The sequence below is a fragment of the Pseudomonas sp. PS01299 genome, assembly GCF_029960145.1.
Taxonomy (GTDB): Bacteria; Pseudomonadota; Gammaproteobacteria; order Pseudomonadales; family Pseudomonadaceae; genus Aquipseudomonas; species Aquipseudomonas putida_A.
This window is the reverse complement of sequence record NZ_JASCPO010000059.1, coordinates 1-19,577: the sequence shown is the minus strand read 5'-3', so window position 1 is coordinate 19,577 and position 19,577 is coordinate 1. Positions and strand designations below refer to the sequence as shown.

At 56.3% G+C, this 19,577-nt stretch carries 16 protein-coding genes and 5 pseudogenes; 9 read left to right on the top strand and 12 right to left on the bottom strand.

All coding sequences use genetic code 11. The annotated features are described in order from the left end of the window. Positions 1-58: 58 nt before the first annotated feature. From QMX91_RS13155 to QMX91_RS13125, 7 genes are all read right to left on the bottom strand, one after another. Positions 59-1,207, bottom strand: coding sequence for an FAD-binding oxidoreductase (locus tag QMX91_RS13155; RefSeq protein WP_282412838.1), 1,149 nt, complete (start codon positions 1,205-1,207; stop codon positions 59-61). A gap of 1 nt (position 1,208) precedes the next feature. Next, complete coding sequence (locus tag QMX91_RS13150) at positions 1,209-2,279, bottom strand: aromatic ring-hydroxylating dioxygenase subunit alpha (RefSeq protein WP_282412837.1); 1,071 nt, start codon at positions 2,277-2,279, stop codon at positions 1,209-1,211. A 260-nt stretch (positions 2,280-2,539) separates the two neighbouring features. Continuing rightward, positions 2,540-3,661, bottom strand: a complete 1,122-nt coding sequence (locus QMX91_RS13145) for a DUF2817 domain-containing protein (protein ID WP_282412836.1) — start codon at positions 3,659-3,661, stop codon at positions 2,540-2,542. Between the two features lie 62 nt (positions 3,662-3,723). Then, complete coding sequence (locus tag QMX91_RS13140; protein ID WP_282412835.1) at positions 3,724-4,491, bottom strand: ATP-binding cassette domain-containing protein; 768 nt, start codon at positions 4,489-4,491, stop codon at positions 3,724-3,726. A gap of 26 nt (positions 4,492-4,517) precedes the next feature. Then, the gene (locus QMX91_RS13135; RefSeq protein WP_282412834.1) at positions 4,518-5,231 is read right to left on the bottom strand and encodes an ABC transporter permease; all 714 of its coding nucleotides are present in this window, start codon (positions 5,229-5,231) and stop codon (positions 4,518-4,520) included. Next, positions 5,228-5,917, bottom strand: coding sequence for a histidine ABC transporter permease HisQ (hisQ, locus tag QMX91_RS13130; RefSeq protein ID WP_282412833.1), 690 nt, complete (start codon positions 5,915-5,917; stop codon positions 5,228-5,230). The genes QMX91_RS13135 and hisQ overlap by 4 nt, the downstream gene beginning before the upstream one ends. Before the next feature lie 134 nt (positions 5,918-6,051). After that, positions 6,052-6,822 carry an ABC transporter substrate-binding protein gene (locus QMX91_RS13125; protein WP_282412832.1) on the bottom strand — a complete coding sequence of 257 codons (771 nt, stop codon included), beginning with the start codon at positions 6,820-6,822 and terminating at the stop codon, positions 6,052-6,054. 160 nt (positions 6,823-6,982) lie between these two features. Here QMX91_RS13125 and QMX91_RS13120 point away from each other — a divergent pair, with 160 nt between their 5' ends. Next, positions 6,983-7,933 carry a LysR substrate-binding domain-containing protein gene (locus QMX91_RS13120; protein ID WP_282412831.1) on the top strand — a complete coding sequence of 317 codons (951 nt, stop codon included), beginning with the start codon at positions 6,983-6,985 and terminating at the stop codon, positions 7,931-7,933. A 580-nt stretch (positions 7,934-8,513) separates the two neighbouring features. On the opposite strand, the gene QMX91_RS13115 is transcribed toward QMX91_RS13120, so the two are convergent. Continuing rightward, entirely contained in the window at positions 8,514-8,948 is a 435-nt protein-coding gene (locus QMX91_RS13115) for a transposase (protein WP_282412830.1), read from the bottom strand. A 25-nt stretch (positions 8,949-8,973) separates the two neighbouring features. Then, positions 8,974-9,138, bottom strand: a pseudogene (locus QMX91_RS13110) (transposase domain-containing protein); the annotation flags it as partial. A gap of 9 nt (positions 9,139-9,147) precedes the next feature. Here QMX91_RS13110 and QMX91_RS13105 point away from each other — a divergent pair. From QMX91_RS13105 to QMX91_RS13075, 7 genes and pseudogenes are all read left to right on the top strand, one after another. Then, positions 9,148-9,267, top strand: a pseudogene (locus tag QMX91_RS13105) (transposase domain-containing protein); the annotation flags it as partial. 422 nt (positions 9,268-9,689) lie between these two features. Further along, positions 9,690-11,375: a urocanate hydratase gene (gene hutU / locus QMX91_RS13100; RefSeq protein ID WP_282412829.1), complete on the top strand. Its 1,686-nt coding sequence runs from the start codon at positions 9,690-9,692 to the stop codon at positions 11,373-11,375. A 185-nt stretch (positions 11,376-11,560) separates the two neighbouring features. Further along, entirely contained in the window at positions 11,561-13,099 is a 1,539-nt protein-coding gene (gene hutH / locus QMX91_RS13095; protein WP_282412828.1) for a histidine ammonia-lyase, read from the top strand. A 155-nt stretch (positions 13,100-13,254) separates the two neighbouring features. Further along, the gene (locus tag QMX91_RS13090; RefSeq protein ID WP_282412847.1) at positions 13,255-14,607 is read left to right on the top strand and encodes an amino acid permease; all 1,353 of its coding nucleotides are present in this window, start codon (positions 13,255-13,257) and stop codon (positions 14,605-14,607) included. A 17-nt stretch (positions 14,608-14,624) separates the two neighbouring features. After that, a pseudogene (gene hutI / locus QMX91_RS13085) lies at positions 14,625-15,813 on the top strand (imidazolonepropionase). 10 nt (positions 15,814-15,823) lie between these two features. Beyond that, a pseudogene (locus tag QMX91_RS13080) lies at positions 15,824-16,040 on the top strand (N-formylglutamate amidohydrolase); the annotation flags it as partial. Positions 16,041-16,319: 279 nt separating this feature from the next. After that, positions 16,320-18,209, top strand: a complete 1,890-nt coding sequence (locus QMX91_RS13075; protein WP_282412827.1) for a methyl-accepting chemotaxis protein — start codon at positions 16,320-16,322, stop codon at positions 18,207-18,209. A 100-nt stretch (positions 18,210-18,309) separates the two neighbouring features. Here the strand turns inward: QMX91_RS13075 and QMX91_RS13070 are convergent. Next, positions 18,310-18,519: pseudogene (locus QMX91_RS13070) on the bottom strand (IS630 family transposase); the annotation flags it as partial. Here QMX91_RS13070 and QMX91_RS13065 point away from each other — a divergent pair. After that, positions 18,500-18,913, top strand: a complete 414-nt coding sequence (locus tag QMX91_RS13065) for a hypothetical protein (protein WP_282412849.1) — start codon at positions 18,500-18,502, stop codon at positions 18,911-18,913. The pseudogene QMX91_RS13070 and the gene QMX91_RS13065 sit on opposite strands and share 20 nt — an antisense overlap. Positions 18,914-19,048: 135 nt before the next feature. Here QMX91_RS13065 and QMX91_RS13060 read toward each other — a convergent pair whose 3' ends face one another. Together QMX91_RS13060 and QMX91_RS13055 are read right to left on the bottom strand one after the other, a co-directional pair. Beyond that, positions 19,049-19,225 (bottom strand): hypothetical protein, encoded by a 177-nt coding sequence (locus tag QMX91_RS13060; protein WP_282412826.1) that lies wholly within the window; start codon positions 19,223-19,225, stop codon positions 19,049-19,051. Between the two features lie 102 nt (positions 19,226-19,327). Then, positions 19,328-19,577: JAB domain-containing protein (locus QMX91_RS13055; RefSeq protein WP_282412825.1), on the bottom strand; the 250-nt coding region annotated here is incomplete at its 5' end.

Below are 19,577 nucleotides of genomic sequence, written 5' to 3'. Positions count from 1 at the left end.
TATTGTTATTCCTGAACGCAACGAAGACGGTGGGCGGTGTTAATCGTAATTGGGTTTGTCACTGACGCAAGTCCACTGTCACGGCGCTGGTCGGGCGCGTACAGCAGAGCAGGATGTTGCCGTTTGTAGGGGCATCCAGCGGTTCTTCGAAATACTCGACAGCCCCTTCACGCAAGCTGACCTGACAGCTGTTGCATAGACCGGCCCGGCAATTGAAGGGTGGCGTCAGCCCGGCCTGTTCGGCGAGTTCGAGCAGTGAGTGATAGTTCTGATTCCATTGGACCCGGGTTCCGGATGGCAAAAAGTGCACACTCAAGGTGCTTTCGCTCGTGTCGGCCATCGCTGATGCGGCAGGCGGTACGGGCGCAGGTACAGGGAGTGGCGCTGCGGCAGTAATTTCGTCCTCTTCGAGGATGGTCGCCGGGCCGAAGAACTCGTAATGAATGCGCTCGGAGGCGATTCCGAGGTTGCGCAGCAGACGCCAGTTCGCCTGCATAAAAGGCCGCGGACCGCACAGGTAGACTTCATAGTCGTCCATCGGCAGCAGCTCTTGTAGGGTTTCTCGACTGACCAGCCCCTGGCTGTGAAAGACCTGGTTGGCCTGATCCTCCGAGTCCGGGTTGCGGTAGCAGAAGTGCGCCTTGATCCCAGGACGACAGCTGGCCAGTGTCAGCACCTCGTCACGGAAAGCATGCACGGCGCCGCTTTCGCAGGCATGGATGAAGTACACCGGACGCGTCGAGTAACGGCTCAGCTGATGGAGCATGCTCAGCATCGGGGTCAGGCCCACACCACCACTAAAGAGCACCACTGGCCTTGAGCTGTCTTCGTCCAGAGTGAAGGTTCCGGCCGGTCCGGCGATCTCCAACTGATCGCCGACCTGCACGTGATCGTGCAGGTAATTGGAGCCTTGTCCTGGCGGCAGCTCGGGCTTATCGAACGGTGCGGGCTCGCGCTTCACCGAAATACGCAGGCGCGATGGATCGCGGGGATCTGCACTAAAGCTGTAGTTGCGCAGCACAGTCACACCGTCATCCAAGGAAAGACGGACAATCAGGAACTGCCCCGGGCGAAAAGGCATGCTGGAAACACCATCGGCTGCCGTCAGAACGAAGGAGGTGATCACGGCGCTTTCGGGATTTTTCTCGATCACCCGATAGGCTTTGAAACCTTGCGGGGTGAGCTGTGTTTGCGCTTGGGTGCCCATCTCATGCCTCCGTCTTTTTTTCCGAGTGTTGTTGGGTCAGTGGAATCAAGCGGCCAGACTGTTCTTCGGCAATCAACTTGGCGAGGTGACGACGAAAGCGCAATGGGCCAGAGTCAGTGGCTAGATCAATGTTGGGTGTCTGCTTGTTCGTCATACCTAGGTGCACGGCACTGAGAACGATCCGATCTTCGGCGAAAGCATGACGCACGTCCTCGTCGAACTGGCGTGAGATCTCTTCATTTTGCTGGTCGAAATTTCGTACTTGGAACCAGTAGTAGCGAGTGTTTGCTTCGTCGATGGGGGTCATGAAGTTATAGGAGTTCATCAGGAATACCTGCTCGTGCAGCTCCCCCTCATCGGACCCAGTACCTGCCGGTGTGAACAGCGCCTTGATAATGGCCTGTGCAGGGTAGTGCACCTCATAGTGCTGTTTGCGATCGCAGTTACCGCTGAATTTGACGAATTTGGCATAGAAGGGCGCCACTTCGACATCGTGCATCCAGCGCGAAACGATCACGCCGGCCTCGGTTACTGTGGTTTGTAGCGGTTCTTCAGCACAAGCCGCGTTACCAAAGGAGGACTGATGCACCCACGCCACATGAGAGGGGTCGAGCAGGTTGTCGGTCATGTACAGATAGTTACAAGGGATGACCATGCTGTCGCCACGATTGAGTCCCCATGCAGGATCGTTCCATTCCGGCACATGGCAGATTTTTGCTTCGTCCGCCAGATCGACATCGCCCATCCAGATCCAGATAAACCCGTAGCGTACGGCAAGGGGATAGCTGCGTACCTTGGCACCTTGTGGAATGCGCTGGCTTCCGGGGGCACGGACACAGCTGCCGGAGCAGTCGAAGGTCAGGCCATGGTAACCACACTCCAGGTTATCGCCCTGGCGACGACCCAGAGATAAGGGAAGCTTGCGGTGCGGACAGGCATCTTCGAGGGCTACCGGGGTGCCGTCGCTCTTGCGGTAGAGCACCACCGATTCACTGAGCAGAGTAACGGGGTACAGATCTTCGCCCAGTTCGGCTTCGCTGGCGGCGACATACCACGCGTTTCGCAAAAACATGAGATCTCTCCTTATATTTTCTTGTTCGCTCTTTGCAGAAGAACGATGGCTAATGACGAGCCCAGAATACGAGGTTCTTATTAGGTAAGAATAGATGTCTTTATCTGTCTTTTTGTTTAGGTAATCTAAAGTAATGGCTTTGGGCATACATCGCACTTCACGCTGAATGGTGCCACGTAAAGGCATTTAAGGCCGCGCAGGGCAGCCTTGATATAGGGGATGGTTTAATCGTAATCAGCGACTGCGATGTGCAGGCGTGGTTACAGGCGGGGTGAAAGCTTAATCTGAGGCAATGCCGCCAGGGCTCGCTCCCAGATTTGCCGAGTGCGCAGCCAGACCAGCTCCCGCCAGTCACGGTCAGCCGGATAAAATTGTTCGAGCAACTCCAACTTAATTTGCCTGGCCAGCGAGTCGGTCAGGTCTCCGTGCAGGTGCAGCCACTGATCGTTGCGCAAAACAGTATGAATTTGCTCCCCGGGATAAGTGCCGCATTCGATCACGAACGGCATTAAGTGCACCTGTGGTAGCGCATCGAGCAGGGCCTGCGAGGTATAGCCAGTGGCTGTCGCTGCCACCCCGGTAGAACTCTGGCTATCGGCACCGGTGAGCAGGGTGTAGAGCCACGGACCGTATAGCGCCTGGGCAGTGTTCAGCGCCGGGTAAGCCGACTGGGCGATGCTCATCAGCATCGGGTGACCGTAGTCCCCGGCGCCGGTGTGCAGGTCAAAGCACATGGCGATCTGAGTGTGTGCCAGGTGTTTTTGCAGGAGGCTGCGTAAAGTCTTGTTTGACCAGGCGGGCGCCAGGCCACCGTAGAACAGACCGTTGGGATGGCGGTACTGGCCAGCCTCGACAATCGACATCACGAACGACCAGCCCTCTGCGTGCATGCGCTCGTTGAGCCGAGCATCGGCGCGTTCGCGCTTCGCTCCCTTCAGCTGGGGGCAAGTATAGATCTCATGCAGGGCCTCGTAGCCCTGATTGTCCGGCAATGCTTGAGTGAAATCCAGATAGTTGCGATTGAGGTCGATGTTGTCTTCGTTGACGCGGCGCATCCAGGCCGTACCCCATGGATTGATCAGGTGAATCATCAGTACCGCGACGTCGGCGGGCAGGGTTCTCTCGGTGAAAGTTTGCAGCCATTGGATCTGGCAGTCCGAGCCATAGAAACCCTCAACCCCGTGGGTGCCGCTGAGGGTAACCAACACTCGCTTGGCCTGTGGATCACCGAGCCAAGCAACGTCGGTACTTAGATGCTCTCCAAAAGGCCCGCGCAAGGGGTGAGGGTGCTCGCTCAGGCTGGCGCCTGCGGCTCTGGCCGCAGCCAGAAACCGTTCACGTTGATTGGCAAAGCTGGGGTGCGCTGGAAAGCCTGGGTTCATGATTGACTCATTTTGATCAGCAGGCACCGTCGCCCGGTGCCAAGGTAGGGGCGTGCGCCGAATTACTTCAAACGGCCGGAGAGGAACTGCGTCAAACGCTCGCTTTGCGGGTTGACCAACACCTCGCTGGGGTGGCCTTGTTCTTCAACGCGGCCTTGATGCAAGAACATGACGTGGTTGGAGACGTTGCGCGCAAAACCCATCTCGTGGGTCACCACGACCATGGTCCGGCCTTCCTCGGCCAGGGCCTGCATTACCCTCAACACTTCGCCAACCAGCTCCGGGTCGAGTGCCGAGGTCGGCTCGTCGAACAGCATCACTTCCGGCTCCATCGCCAGTGCCCGGGCAATCGCCACACGCTGCTGCTGGCCACCGGAGAGGTGGGATGGGTATTTGCTTTCCACACTCGGCTCCAAACCTACCTTGGCCAGGTACTTGCGCGCTCGCTGCTCGGCTTCCTTACGCTTGATCCCGAGGACGTGAACGGGTGCTTCGATGATATTTTCCAGAACCGTCATGTGTTGCCATAGGTTGAAATGCTGGAACACCATCGATAGTTTGGTGCGTATTTTTTGCAGTTGGCGTGGGTCAGCCACCTGCAAGGCGCCGTTGATATCTTTTTTTGTGCGGATTTCCTCGTTGTTCACGGTAATGCGCCCGGCACAGGGTTGTTCCAGAAAGTTGATGCAGCGAAGAAAGGTACTTTTGCCCGATCCGCTGGAGCCGATGATACTGATGACATCGCCGACCTTGGCGTTGAGTGACACGCCCTTGAGGACTTGATGGGCGCCGTAGCTCTTGTGCAGTTCATCTACGCTTAGTTTGTACATATTCGATGCTCTCTAAATACGGCCAGTCAATGAGTCTGTGGCTTGAGGTAGGCTAACCAGCGCATTTCGCAGCGCCGAAACAGCCAGATCAGGGCAAACACCATCAAGGCATACAACACTGCGGCGATGCCAAAGGCCTCGAATGAGGAATAGGTCGCCGAGTTCACATCGCGGGCGACCTTGAGCAGATCAGGTACCGTGGCGGTGAAGGCGAGAGTGGTTGAGTGCAGCATCAGGATCACTTCATTGCTGTAGTACGGCAGTGAGCGCCGCAGTGCCGAGGGCAGAATGATCCGCATATACAAGGTCAATTTGGACATGCCGTAGGCGCGTCCGGCTTCGATTTCGCCGTAAGGCGTCGCTCGGATCGCTCCGGCAAAGACCTCCGTGGTGTAGGCGCACGTGTTGAGCGCGAAGGCCAACAGCGTGCAGTTGATCCCTTGGCGAAAGAAGGCATCCAGCACTGGCTGGCTGCGGACCATTTCCAGGCTGTAGATCCCGGTATAGAGAATCAGCAGCTGGATATACAGAGGGGTACCCCGGAATACATAGGTGTAGAACCAGACCGGGCCGCGGATCAATGGGTTGCTCGAGACCCGGGCTACCGCCATCGGCACCGAAAGCACACCGCCGATGGCGATGGAGGCGACCAGCAGCCACAAGGTCATGGCCACGCCGGACAGCTGATAGCCATCGAACCAGAGATAGGCCCGCCAATATTCCTGCACGATTGAGTTCATAGCTGCGCTCCTCTGACGCCGACGGCGTAGCGGCGCTCCAGCCATATCAGGACGCCATTGGACAGGGTGGTAATTGCCAGATAGATCAGTGCGCCGACGATGCTGAAGAAGAACAATCGCATCGAATGCTTGCCGGCATCCTGAGTAACCTTGACGATGTCGATCAGGCCGATGATCGACACCAGCGCGGTGGCCTTGATCAGCACCTGCCAGTTGTTGCCGATACCCGGCAGCGCAAAGCGCATCATTTGTGGGAACAGCACCCGCACAAACACTTGTCGGGGGCTCATGCCATAGGCGATGGCCGCCTCGAGTTGACCGGCCGGCACCGACTGAAACGCGCCGCGGAAGGTCTCGGTGAAATAGGCACCATAGATGAAGCCAAGGGTGAACACCCCGGCAGCCAGAGGGTTGATATCGATTTGCTCGACTTGCAGCCATTCGGTGAGATTGTTTAGCCAGATCTGCAGGCTGAAAAACAACAGCAGCATGATGAGTAGATCAGGGACGCTGCGGATCAGTGTGGTATAGCCGGCTGCCAGATGACGCAACAGCCGCTGCTTGGAAAGCTTGGCCGATGCACCGATCAGGCCAAGCACAACGGCCAGCAACATCGAAAGTAGTGCCAGCTTGATGGTCGCAAACGTACCGTCGAGAATGAGCGAACCATAGCCCTGTAAAAGCATGTTCTGTCTCTCCTTTGGCAATGGCGGTCCGTAGACCTTTCAGGGGGCTTGGGTGTTCGGGGGATAACCTTGCGGCACGACCAGGCTCCTGATCACCAATGCACAGATGATCGGAGCCGGTCAGGCAGCGGGTTTCAGTTATAGATATCGAAGGTGAAGTACTTCTTCTGAATCGCGTCGTAGGTGCCGTTCTTGTGCATTTCTGCCAGCGCGCCATTGATCGCCTTAGTCAACTCCGGGTCGTCCTTGCGCAGGCCGATCGCGATCCCTTCGCCGAGCAATTTTTTGTCCGTAACAGCATCGCCGGCGAAGGCGAAGCCGGTGCCATTAGAAGTCTGCAAAAAGCCGATATCGGCTACGGCTGCATCCGTCAGAGTGGCATCAATACGGCCACTGATCAGGTCCGGGTACAACACGTCCTGATTCGTATAAGACACCAGGATGACCCCTTGTGGTGCCCAGACGGCCTGGGCATAAGCTTCCTGGGTGGTGCCTTGGGCAATGCCGACACGCTTGCCCTTGAGCGACTCGACGGTGGGCAGCAGGCCGCTGTCTTTTTTCGCGATCAGGCGATTGGGTGAGTTGTAGAGCCGGTCCGTGAACGCGACATTCTCCTTGCGCTTTTCGTTGACGGTCATGGCCGAAAGGACCGCATCGAATTTCTTCGCCCGGAGTGCCGGAATAATGCTATCAAACGCGGTTTCGTACCACACGCACTTGACCTTGAGTTGGGCGCAAATGGCATTGCCTAAGTCGATGTCGAAGCCGACCAGTTGGCCATCCGGATTTTTTGACTCGAAGGGAGCGAAGGTCGGGTCTACACCAAATCGAATGACGCTCAAGTCCTTGGCGAGGGCGTAGGTAGAAGCGAATGCAAGTACCGTGGCGAGGACAAATTTTTTCATTGTTTTTTTCCTTTGTCGATGAGATGAGCTGCGCATCAGGCGTAGCGGAGTGCACAAGGCCAGAATACGAGACTCTAGATGTTTGAAAAGATGTTAAAAGCTGTTGCTTTGTATAGCTAAGCTAAAGTATTAAGTCGCCAGTTCCTTTCTGGAGTTGCTAATGGACAACTTGCCTTCTCTGCGTGCTCTGCAGGTTTTTGAAGCCGTCGGGCGTTTTGGTGGCATTGTCGAGGCGGCTAGGCGCTTGGGCATCTCGGCAGGTGCGGTCAGCCAGCAAATGAAACTGCTGGAAGATAGCTTGGGCTTGAGCTTGACCTTCAAGGTCGGCAAACGCATCCGCCTGACCGCCGCCGGGCAGCGCTACCACGACAGTTGCGCGGCGGCGTTCGAAAGTCTGCGCATCGCCCAGGTCGAAGTCGAGCGCTCGAAGAACTCCAGCAACTTACGCATCAGTGCCTTGCCATCGTTGTTGTCGGAATGGCTGGCACCGCTGATTTACACCTGGCAGAGCGATCACCCGGAGCTCAATTTGTTTCTGGATGGCAGTCATGCGGAGCCCACCCCAGATGGCTACGAATTCGATTTTCGGATCACCTACGGTGATCATGTGTCGACAGACAGCTCCGTCGAGCTGTTTCGCGACTGCGTGGTTCCGGTCTGTAGCCCACAGCTATTGCGCGCTGACGCACCGCTGCGCTGCCCGGCGGATTTGCTGGCTTATCCGTTGTTGTCGATTGACTGGTTGCCGAAATTCGCCTCTCCGCCCTCATGGCGCGACTGGCTCAACGCACAACAGGTGGACTGCTCGCAGCTACTTAATGGATATCGGGTCTACTCATTGTCATCGATGGCCATCCAGGCGGCGGTTTCGGGGCAGGGGGTGGTATTGGCGCAATGTTCGATGATTGCCGATGCGCTGGCGGACGGGCGTTTGATCATGCCGTTTGCGCGGGGGCTTCCATTACCCTCGCCGTATTTCTTGGTGGGTGCCAAAGATGCTTTCGACAAGGCTCACTGCCGCGATTTTCATCGCTGGCTATTGGCGCGTGGGCGGGACCAAATGGCAATAAATGAGCAACTGCTGACCCATTCATGGACTCAAAAAGAATAGTCGATGACGAAGTGCAGTATCGATTCAAAAAACAGCGATCCGATCAAAAAACGATCACTCCAGCCGCTCATCTTTGTGCTTTTAGCTGCTGCGAGTAGCTCGAGGTAGCCTTTTTTGCATTACAGGAGCACCTCTCCTGTGTATTCGTCAGTAAACGTCGGAGGACCTTCCATCGGTTCGGGGGTGCGAACAGCAGTCACCAACTGCGCGATGTTCGTTCCCGGCCCGCGGAAGCTCAATTTGACGTAGCTGAGTAGCTGAACTGCCGCTTGATTACCCAGGATGCGTGTTCGATATTGGCGCGAGTCTGTGCTTTTCAGTACTCGCTCTAGTGGCCTTGTAAAACAGACTGTTTTTTCCGTCGGGTGTAAGGACTGCTCTGGCCTGCGACTTTCCAGACAGCGGATCGAATCCGGTGCGCCGGCCGTTTCTGTACTCCGGTGTAACTGATCAATCAGCACGTGCGCTCGCGCTCTTCCGACATCAAGAGCGTGCTGGCCTTCCTAAGAAACACCATCATCCGGTGAAAAGTGAAGTCAAGTTTGGCAACGGGTCGATGTAGACCTTTTACCATTCGTTCTCAATATTTTTGTTCGTACTGATCAGCTCCTGGGTTTTGACAGTCCATGCCGAAGCGCATGGCGTTGTAAAACAGGATCGCAATCTTTCGGGCGGTGGTTGTAATCGCCTTCGCTTTGCCTATTCGAGCTGCGAGCCGCCGATAGAACGCACCCAATGTGGTGCTAGTTCTTTCGACCGTCACGGCTACTAACCGCGGGTGGGCGGTTAGTCGATTTTTGATCTTCCGGGTATGAGCCGAAAGCGCCTTGCCTCCACTGATTCGACAGCTGGGCGCGAGAGTGAGCCGCGAAGTGAAATGATTACAAGTGCGCCATCGACTCAGATTCGTGCCGCACTCGGCGACCAGTCGCAGGACCAAGAAGAGGCCGATGCCATGGAATTGCGTCAAATCGACACCGATCAATTGATAGAGCGTATCCGATCCATGAACCACATCTACCGCCAGACTACCGCCTCGTTTACCGTGGAATCTCCGGCGAGCAGTTCCACGGCAAAAGCGCTTCGTAATCCGCTACCGACTGCGCATGTGGCAGCCTCTCCAGTTCGTGGCGCAGCCACGTATAGGGCTCCTGGCCGTTGACCTTGGCGGTCTCGACCAGACTGTAGACCTGCGTACTGGCCGTCTCGTCTTTGGGTCAGAGCGCGCGGTTCGTCGGGCGGCGGCGATCCATAGTTTGCTGGCGACAGCCAAATTGAACGGTATCGAGCCGAGTGCGTGGTTGAAATATACGTTGGAGAAGTTGCCGATCTGACCGGATAGCCGGCTGGATGAGCTGCTGCCGTTGAGAACAGCCGCCGCGTAAAGGTGGCTGGGCTGGAGGCTTACGATTGATGTTCCTGTCACATAGATGCTTGTTACCAAAAAACCCAATACAACAGAAAAAAAGCTCAAGCAGGTAACAGCTGGCGCGTCTAAAAAAACTCCAATACAGCCTCTTTTCTAGCTAACAGCTTGTTATTCGTGGTTTTCAGCAGCTCTCTAAGCGCTCCTGGCCTCGCGCCTAGAGAGTTGGCCGTTTATTTGCATATGCATGTATGTACAAGTAAAGACGTATGCGTATGAGTCACGAGGACTCAACCATCGTCCACTGATTCGCCGGTGTGCACTGATGCCCATTGGCTTGCTCGCCCACTGCCTGGGTTGGTTTGGATTGATTGCTGAGGAGTTCTTTTCGTGACTGACAATACCCAGAAACCAACGAAATACCGTGACGTTGAAATCCGTGCTGCCCGCGGCAACACGCTGACAGCCAAGAGCTGGCTGACCGAAGCGCCGCTGCGCATGTTGATGAACAACCTCGACCCGGAAGTTGCCGAGAACCCTAAAGAACTGGTGGTTTACGGTGGTATCGGTCGTGCAGCGCGTAATTGGGAATGCTACGACAAGATCGTCGAGAGCCTGACCAACCTGAACGATGACGAGACCCTGCTGGTGCAATCCGGCAAACCGGTCGGCGTGTTCAAGACCCACACCAACGCCCCGCGCGTACTGATCGCCAACTCCAACCTGGTGCCACACTGGGCGAGCTGGGAACACTTCAACGAACTGGACGCCAAAGGCCTGGCCATGTACGGCCAGATGACCGCCGGCAGCTGGATCTACATCGGCAGCCAGGGCATCGTCCAGGGCACCTACGAAACCTTCGTCGAAGCCGGTCGCCAGCACTACAACGATGACCTGAAAGGTCGTTGGGTCCTGACCGCAGGCCTGGGCGGCATGGGCGGCGCTCAACCACTGGCTGCAACCCTGGCCGGCGCTTGCTCGCTGAACATCGAATGCCAGCAGGTCAGCATCGACTTCCGCCTGAACAGCCGTTATGTCGATGAGCAGGCTACCGACCTCGACGACGCACTGGCCCGCATCGCCAAATACACTAAAGAAGGCAAGGCGATTTCCATCGCGCTGCTGGGCAACGCGGCTGAAATCCTGCCGGAACTGGTCAAGCGCGGCGTGCGCCCGGACATGGTCACCGACCAGACCAGCGCCCACGACCCGCTGAACGGTTACCTGCCGGCTGGCTGGACCTGGGAAGAGTACCGCGCTCGCGCCAAGACCGAGCCTGCTGCCGTGGTTAAAGCCGCCAAGCAATCGATGGCTGTGCACGTCAAAGCGATGCTCGAATTCCAGAAAATGGGCATCCCGACGTTCGACTACGGCAACAACATCCGTCAGATGGCTCAGGAAGAGGGCGTGGAAAACGCGTTCGATTTCCCAGGCTTCGTGCCGGCTTACATCCGTCCATTGTTCTGCCGTGGCATCGGCCCGTTCCGTTGGGCTGCACTGTCGGGCAACGCTGAAGACATCTACAAGACCGACGCCAAAGTCAAAGAGCTGATCCCGGACGACGCCCACCTGCACAACTGGCTGGACATGGCGCGCGAACGCATCAGCTTCCAGGGTCTGCCGGCGCGTATCTGCTGGGTTGGCCTGGGTCTGCGCGCCAAGCTGGGCCTGGCGTTCAACGAAATGGTGCGCAGCGGTGAATTGTCCGCGCCAATCGTCATCGGTCGCGACCACCTGGACTCCGGTTCGGTGGCCAGCCCGAACCGCGAAACCGAGTCGATGCAGGACGGTTCCGATGCCGTGTCCGATTGGCCACTGCTCAACGCTCTGCTCAACACCGCGAGCGGCGCGACCTGGGTTTCCCTGCACCACGGCGGCGGCGTCGGCATGGGCTTCTCTCAGCACTCGGGCATGGTGATTGTCTGCGACGGTACTGACGAAGCGGCCGAGCGTATCGCTCGCGTCCTGCACAACGACCCGGCTACCGGTGTCATGCGTCACGCCGATGCGGGTTACCAGATCGCGATCGACTGTGCCAAGGAGCAAGGTTTGAACCTGCCGATGATTACCGGTTGACCAAAAAGGGCTGCCACGGATCGGCGGCCCACAGCCACGCATTGCTGTAATACGCTGTAACTAACCACCACTGATTTCAACAAAAGCCAGCGTGCCAAGGCGCCACCCCGCAAATGCGGGCAGCGACGGACAACGGAATCATCCGGAGCGTCTGGTTAGTGAATGAAAGAACTTTCGAAAGGAGCATGAATGTGACTGCGCTTAATCTGATTCCCGGCCAACTGAGCCTTGCCCAACTGCGTGATGTCTATCAACAACCGGTCAAAATCAGCCTTGACGACGGCGCTTCGGTCCAGATCGAAGCTAGCGTTGCCTGCGTCGAGCAGATCCTTGCGGAGAACCGCACCGCTTACGGTATCAACACCGGTTTTGGTCTGCTGGCCTCGACCCGTATCGCCAGTGAAGACCTGGAAAACCTCCAGCGCTCCCTGGTGCTGTCCCACGCCGCTGGCGTCGGCGAACCGATCAGCGATGCGCTGGTGCGCCTGGTCATGGTGCTCAAGGTTAACAGCTTGGGCCGTGGTTTCTCCGGCATTCGTCGTCTGGTGATCGACGCTTTGATCACACTGATCAACGCCGAGGTTTACCCGCACATTCCGTTGAAAGGTTCGGTCGGTGCTTCCGGCGACCTGGCCCCTCTGGCCCACATGTCGCTGGTGCTGTTGGGTGAAGGCAAGGCGCGTTACAAAGGTGAGTGGCTGGAAGCGAGCGAGGCGCTGAAAGTCGCCGGTCTCAAGCCGCTGACTCTGGCTGCTAAAGAAGGTCTGGCTTTGCTCAACGGCACTCAGGTGTCTACGGCTTACGCCTTGCGCGGTCTGTTCGAAGGTGAAGACCTGTTCGCCGGTGCCTTGGCCTGTGGCGGCCTGACCGTAGAAGCGGTACTGGGCTCGCGCTCGCCGTTCGACGCGCGGATTCACGCAGCTCGCGGCCAAAAGGGCCAGATTGACGCCGCTGCCGCTTACCGCGACCTGTTGGGTGAGAGCAGCCAAGTGTCCGATTCGCACAAAAACTGCGAAAAAGTCCAGGACCCGTACTCCCTGCGCTGCCAGCCACAAGTCATGGGCGCCTGCCTGACTCAGTTCCGTCAGGCTGCTGAAGTGCTGGTGATCGAGGCCAACGCGGTGTCGGATAACCCGTTGGTGTTCGCGGCTGAAGGCGATGTGATCTCCGGCGGCAACTTTCACGCTGAACCGGTGGCCATGGCTGCTGACAACATGGCTCTGGCCATCGCTGAAATTGGTTCCCTGAGCGAACGCCGCATCTCGCTGATGATGGACAAGCACATGTCACAACTGCCGCCGTTCCTGGTGGCCAACGGTGGCGTGAACTCCGGCTTCATGATCGCCCAGGTGACTGCGGCTGCACTGGCCAGCGAGAACAAGGCACTGGCTCACCCGCACTCGGTGGACAGCCTGCCAACTTCCGCCAACCAGGAAGACCATGTTTCCATGGCCCCTGCCGCCGGTAAACGTCTGTGGGAAATGGCTGAAAACACTCGCGGCATTCTCGCCATTGAATGGCTGGCTGCATGCCAGGGCCTGGATCTGCGCGACGGTCTGAAGAGCTCGCCGAAACTGGAGCAAGCTCGCAGCACCCTGCGCCGCAAAGTGCCGTACTACGAGAAAGACCGTTTCTTTGCGCCAGACATCCATGCGGCGAGCGAACTGTTGGCTTCGCGCTGCCTGAATATCCTGGTGCCGGCGAAGTTGTTGCCGAGCCTGTAATGACAATGATCGTTCCTACGCGCGAGCGTAGGAACGATCATGGCTCTCCCGTTCGTTCTTCATCGATGTTCTCAGACAAAAATAATTAGGGCCGAGAAGTGCAGCAGTCAGAAAAAAGTTTGAAACGCGGGCTATCTGCTCGACATATTCGCTTCATGGCACTGGGGTCGGCTATCGGCACCGGACTGTTTTACGGTTCTGCCTCGGCCATCCAGATGGCAGGCCCCGCGGTACTGCTGGCGTACCTGATTGGTGGTGCGGCGGTGTTTATAGTGATGCGCGCACTTGGTGAAATGTCAGTATGCAACCCAGTGGCTGGTTCGTTCGGGCAGTATGCCAGTACTTATCTAGGGCCGATGGCCGGTTTTATCCTCGGCTGGACTTACGCTTTTGGAACAATCATCGTCGGTTTGGCCGACGTCACCGCGTTCGGTATCTATATGGGCTTTTGGTTTCCGGAGGTCGCACGGTGGATCTGGGTACTCGGCATTGTGTGCCTGATTGGCGGGCTGAACCTGTGCGCGGTGAAAGTTTTCGGTGAAATGGAATTCTGGTTGTCGTTGCTCAAAGTCGGGGCCATCATCGCGATGATCCTTGGTGGATTCGGCATCATTCTGTTTGGTATGTACAGTGCGAGCCCCTCGACGGACATTGGCATCAGCAATCTCTGGATCCATGGCGGTTTCATGCCTAACGGTATCAGTGGCCTGATCGCCTCGTTTGCGGTGGTGATGTTTGCATTCGGCGGTATCGAAATCATCGGTGTGACCGCTGGTGAAGCCAAAGACCCGCAACGGGTGTTGCCGAAGGCGATCAACGCGGTGCCAACACGGATACTGCTATTTTATGTACTGACCCTGTTTGTATTGATGGCGATTTTCCCTTGGCCGCAGATCGGTAGTCAGGGCAGTCCGTTCGTGCAGATTTTCGACAACCTGGGCATCAGGTCGGCGGCAACTATCCTCAATATCGTGGTGATTTCAGCAGCAGTCTCAGCGATCAATAGCGAGATATTCGGAGCTGGCCGGATGATGTATGGTCTGGCCCATCAAGGTCATGCACCAAAAGTATTTGGTAAACTATCTCGTCATGGCGTGCCATGGATGACCGTGCTAGTCATGAGCGCCGCCTTGCTCGGTGGCGTGGCATTGAACTACCTGATCCCGGAAAACGTGTTCCTAGTGATCGCCTCGATTGCCACCTTCGCTACGGTCTGGGTTTGGTTGATGATTCTGGTCACCCAGGTGGCCATGCGTCGCTCCATGACTCGCGAACAAGTAGCCCAGTTGCAATTCCCGGTTCCGTTCTGGCCTTATGCCCCGCTAGCAGCCATTACCTTCATGCTGTTTATCTTTGGTGTACTGGGATACTTCTCGGATACACAGCCAGCATTAATCGTCGGCGTAATCTGGATTGCTCTACTCGCAGTCGCCTATGTAGTGTGGGTGAAACCTGCGTCAGGACAGATGGCACAGGTGTCCCGCGATCTTTCTTTGTCCCGTCCATAACCTAACGAAGGTCTCGGATGAAAACTCTTTGGCAATACTGCCACGTCGCAAGCATGGCGCAGGGTAAGTACTCGATCATCGAGAATGCCGCCATCGTGATGTCAGGAGCGCACATAGAGTGGATCGGGCCGCTCAGTGAGCTGCCGGCAGGCGAATACTCCGAGGTGCATGACCTCGCCGGAGCCTGGGTCACACCGGGCCTGATCGACAGCCACACCCACACGGTGTTTGGTGGCAATCGCAGCGGCGAGTTCGAGCAGCGTCTGCAAGGCTTTAGCTATGCCGAAATCGCTGCGGCCGGTGGTGGCATTGCCAGTACCGTGCGGGCGACCCGGGCTGCCAGCGAGGAGGAGTTGTTCGCCAGCGCGTACAAGCCCTTGAAAAGCTTGCTGCGCGACGGCGTCACCAGCGTCGAGATCAAGTCCGGCTATGGTCTGGATTTAGCCAGTGAACGCAAGATCCTGCGGGTGATCCGCCGTCTCGGCGCCGAGTTGCCGGTCAGCGTGCGTAGCACCTGCCTGGCGGCGCACGCCTTGCCACCGGAATATACGGATCGTGTCGATGACTACATTAATCACATCTGCAGCGAAATGCTTCCGGCGCTTGCTGCTGAAGGGCTGGTGGACGCGGTAGATGCGTTTTGCGAGTACCTGGCGTTTTCGCCTGCGCAGGTCGAGCGGGTGTTCATCGCTGCGCAGAACCTCGGCTTGCCAGTGAAACTGCACGCCAAGCAGCTGTCATCTCTGCACGGCTCGAGTCTGGCGGCGCGATATCACACCTTGTCGGCCGACCATCTGGAGTTCATGACCGAAGACGACGCGATCGCTATAGCCAAGTCCGGCACTGTTGCCGGGGGCGTTCTACTTCCTGCGCGAAACTCAGTTGCCACCGATGGAGGCTTTACGCAAACACGGGGTGAAAATCGCCGTCGCCAGCGACCTCAACCCCGGCACCTCGCCAGCGCTGTCGGTGCGGCTGATGCTGAACATGGCCTGCACCTGTTTCCGTATGACCCCGGAAGAAGCTTTGGCTGGTGTGACCATTCATGCGGCCACCGCGCTGGGCATGGACACAACCCATGGCTCGCTGGAAGTCGGCAAGGTGGCGAGTTTCGTTGCCTGGCAGATCGATCGTCCGGCAGACCTGGCGTATTGGCTGGGCGGCGACCTGGAAAAGTGCGTCGTACGTCACGGCGTCACGATTTAGGAGAATGGCTTTGGATAAGATTCGGAACTTCAAACAAGGTCGGGTGCTGTTGCTGATCAGCATGCCCCATGCCGGCCTGCGACTGACTCCTGCGGTAGAAGCCGGGATGATCCCCGAGGCGAAAAGCCTGCCGGACACCGGCTGTCATATTCTGCAGCGCTACGAGTTCGCCTCCGAGCTGGGTCAGCACTTTGGTCGCCGAGTATTCGCGCTTCGTTATCGAACTAACTTGTTACACTTATCTGTATAAATTGAAAAATCCAAATCGACGGACTCGCACCCTTAGAGTTCCTGCCGAGAACTTAACTCTCAGCCGTGAGTGAGTCTTCACTTGACATGCGGATGTAAGTAGTCGAGATAGGGGGCATCTCATTGCAATGATACGAAATTTGCTACATATCGTTTAAAAAAAGCATAAATAATATTCATAAATAAAAATAAAGCTCCGCAATTAATATTTGACTTAATAAAAAATAATTCTATTCTGAATGATCGGATAATAATCCGTGACGGCGCACCTAAAGTTCAGCCACAAAGTATTGTTTTTTACCTCGCTCGTGTTGATTTCAGCCTTCTCATTGTTCGCGTTATACAATGATTATTTACAGCGCAAAGCTATCCGCACTAATCTAGAAAGCCATCTTGAAGAGATGAGCAAGATTACCGCAAGCAACGTCCAGTCCTGGCTGTCAGGACGTATTCTTCTGGTCGATAACATTGCTCAGACAATCGCCAACAACGATGCCCCTGGCAGCGTGTTGAGTCTGCTAGAGCAGAGGGGGGTATTATCAACTTTTACCTCTACCTATCTAGGTAGTGCCGACGGCAGTTTCGCCATGCGCCCAAAGGACGAGCTGCCGGCCGGCTACGACCCGCGTACACGCCCCTGGTACAAAGATGCGATGGCCTCCGGCGGCACCACACTGACAGAGCCATATTTTGATGCCTCAACCCACCAATTGATGGTAACCATCGCCACCCCTGTTAACCCGGGTAACCAATCCCGCGGAGTAGTCGGCGGTGATCTGACCCTAGACAACCTCGCGAAAATGGTCAGCTCACTGGAGCTGGGCGGTATCGGTTATGCCTTTCTTGTTAGCGCCGATGGCACGATCCTGGCCCACCCGGACAAGGACCTGGTAATGAAGAGCCTAAGCGATATCTATCCACAAAATACACCAACAATCAGTACCCGTTTCAGCGAAACCGAACAAGCCGGTTCGACCCGCATTCTGACGTTTACTCCAGTCACAGGCCTCCCTTCGGTGAAATGGTACATCGGCCTGTCCATCAACAAGGAAAAAGCTTACATGGCACTGAGTGAGTTTCGTGCATCGGTTATTGTCGCCACCTTGATTACCGTGCTAATCACCCTTTTGTTGCTGGGCATGCTGATCCGAATGCTGATGCAGCCGCTGCGGATCATGGGCAAAGCCATGCAGGACATCGCCCTCGGAGAAGGCGACCTGACCCGACGCTTAATTGTCCACTCACGGGACGAGTTTGGGGAACTGGCCGAAGACTTCAACCGTTTCGTCGAACGTATCCATAACACTATCCATGAGGTGTCTTCTGATACCCATCAGGTCAATGAAGTGGCAAAGCGAGTGATGAGATCTTCCAGCGCATCCATGGTCAACTCTGACGACCAGGCCAACCGTACCAACAGCGTCGCCGCGGCAATCAACCAACTGGGGGCTACCGCCCAGGAGATCGCGCGCAATGCCGGTGATGCTTCCCAGCAGGCCTCCGACGCACGCCATCAGGCTGACAGCGGGCGCCTGGTGGTCAACCAGGCCATCACAGCAATGAGCGAACTATCTGAGAAGATTCGCGCGTCCTGCAGCAACGTCGAAACACTGAACGGTAAGACGGTGAACGTCAGTCAGATTCTCGAGGTAATCAAGTCTATCTCTGAGCAGACCAACCTACTGGCCTTGAATGCCGCTATTGAGGCAGCACGAGCAGGGGAAGCCGGTCGCGGTTTCGCCGTAGTGGCGGATGAAGTACGCAGTCTGGCGCACCGCACCCAGATGTCAGCCCAGGAAATCCAGACAATGATTGAGGAACTGCAGGTCGGTGCTCGCAAGGCAGTCGACAACATGACGGAGAGCCAGCGCTACAGTGAGGACAGCGTAACAATCGCCAACCAGGCGGGTGATCGTCTTAGCAGCATCACCCAGCGTATCAGTGAGATTGACGGCATGAACCAATCGGTTGCTACAGCCACTGAGGAGCAAACATCTGTGATCGATTCACTGAACATGGATATCGCCGAGCTCAACACTCTCAACCGAGTGGGCGTGGAAAACCTCCATGCCACACTACATGCATGTGATGACCTAGAGCAGCAGTCGGGTCGACTAAAACAACTGGTGGATAGTTTCCAAATATGACGAGTTCGTTTTAAAGTTGAGAAAGTTCCCTTTTTCGGCAACACACAAAAGTCCTTGTGGCTAGTGTGTTGTTTTTCAAAATAATTTACCCACCTGCCTGTTAGGTTATCGCCTCACGGGCTCGCTGTATCTTATTCAAAATATCTTCGTTCTTTGCATTCCAGACATAGTGAGTCGGCGGTGCATTTCGCAGCGCCAGGAATGTAGTAATCGAACTCTCCAATTAGCAAACCGAGCTGAGACTGTCCTCGCGCAGATACACCGTGATGTCGCGAAAGAAGGGCTCAACCATGTTCATTCACGAGCTAGACAATATTATCTTCTGGCAGATCTTTAGGTGGGTAAAGCGTCAATGTCCGAGAAAATCTGTTGATTGGTTCAAACAACGATATTACTGTTCCGGAATTCACCGGGCATTTGTATACCCGGTAAAGGGAATCGACGGGACAGTGAAGTTTCGCCAGCTATACATGCTGGCGGATAAGGACATCACCGACACCGACCAGGTGGCCTTTGCCGTGCATGTACCAGAAAAGCTGCGCAGCGACAGTGTGGTTATGGCCCAGTTGCAGAACAACACCATGGATCAGGCCATGAAGGTCGACCTACCGACGAAAGCCATCCAAGTGATTGCCGGTGCCATGAGCAGCCACGCTGCTGAGCGACGAGGCGACGCGGGATGTGTTCCTGACGGTGGTGTATGAGTTGCTGAAGAAGGATGCAGGGGCCGACCTGCTGATTTCGACCAGGGTCTAAGCTTTCAGCAACCCAGACCAAAAAAAGAAAATAGCATTCAGGCAGACAGGAGGCACTTTAGCCTCCTGTCTGCCTTATGTTGTTTATCCGATTGTTGGGAAGCGTTTGAGTACCCAGTGAAAGAACAGGCATGCAAGACCTACTGCGACCAAGATCGGCGGAAATCGCAGCATCAGGATCACCGCCAGCACTACTGCGGAAGCGCTTACCAGTACGCCGATGAAGATGAGAAGTGCGATCAGGAGGCGTATCGATACCATGGGAACCTCCTGGAGTTGAGGTGATGTTGGTTCCGGCCCCGGACGTATCGGTTGCCATCTGCAGGATCGGCTTGCCTAGCACATGCCAAGGGCAAAGCGCCCCTACAGAAGCCCCCGTTCTGCTAGCGATACGCCGCCTTCATAGCCTACGACGACATGATCCAATAATTGGGTGCCAATCATGTTGAGGGCATTTTTTAGGGTTGCGGTTAGTGCGCGATCGGTTTGACTGGGCTCGGGGTCCTCAGACGGATCATAGTGGACCAGGATCACGGCTGCGGCCGTCTGCTCTAGGGCGATCTTGACCACTTCCCGTGGGTACACCCTGGCACCTTCCAGAGTGCCTCCGAAT

What these genes read in the sequence shown, in the direction of transcription:
- QMX91_RS13155 (WP_282412838.1), bottom strand. Translation starts at nt 1,207, where the DNA reads ATGGGCACCCAAGCGCAAACACAGCTCACCCCGCAAGGTTTCAAAGCC.
- QMX91_RS13150 (WP_282412837.1), bottom strand. Translation starts at nt 2,279, where the DNA reads ATGTTTTTGCGAAACGCGTGGTATGTCGCCGCCAGCGAAGCCGAACTG.
- QMX91_RS13145 (WP_282412836.1), bottom strand. Translation starts at nt 3,661, where the DNA reads ATGAACCCAGGCTTTCCAGCGCACCCCAGCTTTGCCAATCAACGTGAA.
- QMX91_RS13140 (WP_282412835.1), bottom strand. Translation starts at nt 4,491, where the DNA reads ATGTACAAACTAAGCGTAGATGAACTGCACAAGAGCTACGGCGCCCAT.
- QMX91_RS13135 (WP_282412834.1), bottom strand. Translation starts at nt 5,231, where the DNA reads ATGAACTCAATCGTGCAGGAATATTGGCGGGCCTATCTCTGGTTCGAT.
- hisQ (WP_282412833.1), bottom strand. Translation starts at nt 5,917, where the DNA reads ATGCTTTTACAGGGCTATGGTTCGCTCATTCTCGACGGTACGTTTGCG.
- QMX91_RS13125 (WP_282412832.1), bottom strand. Translation starts at nt 6,822, where the DNA reads ATGAAAAAATTTGTCCTCGCCACGGTACTTGCATTCGCTTCTACCTAC.
- QMX91_RS13120 (WP_282412831.1), top strand. Translation starts at nt 6,983, where the DNA reads ATGGACAACTTGCCTTCTCTGCGTGCTCTGCAGGTTTTTGAAGCCGTC.
- hutH (WP_282412828.1), top strand. Translation starts at nt 11,561, where the DNA reads ATGAATGTGACTGCGCTTAATCTGATTCCCGGCCAACTGAGCCTTGCC.
- QMX91_RS13090 (WP_282412847.1), top strand. Translation starts at nt 13,255, where the DNA reads ATGGCACTGGGGTCGGCTATCGGCACCGGACTGTTTTACGGTTCTGCC.
- QMX91_RS13065 (WP_282412849.1), top strand. Translation starts at nt 18,500, where the DNA reads ATGTTCATTCACGAGCTAGACAATATTATCTTCTGGCAGATCTTTAGG.
- QMX91_RS13060 (WP_282412826.1), bottom strand. Translation starts at nt 19,225, where the DNA reads ATGGTATCGATACGCCTCCTGATCGCACTTCTCATCTTCATCGGCGTA.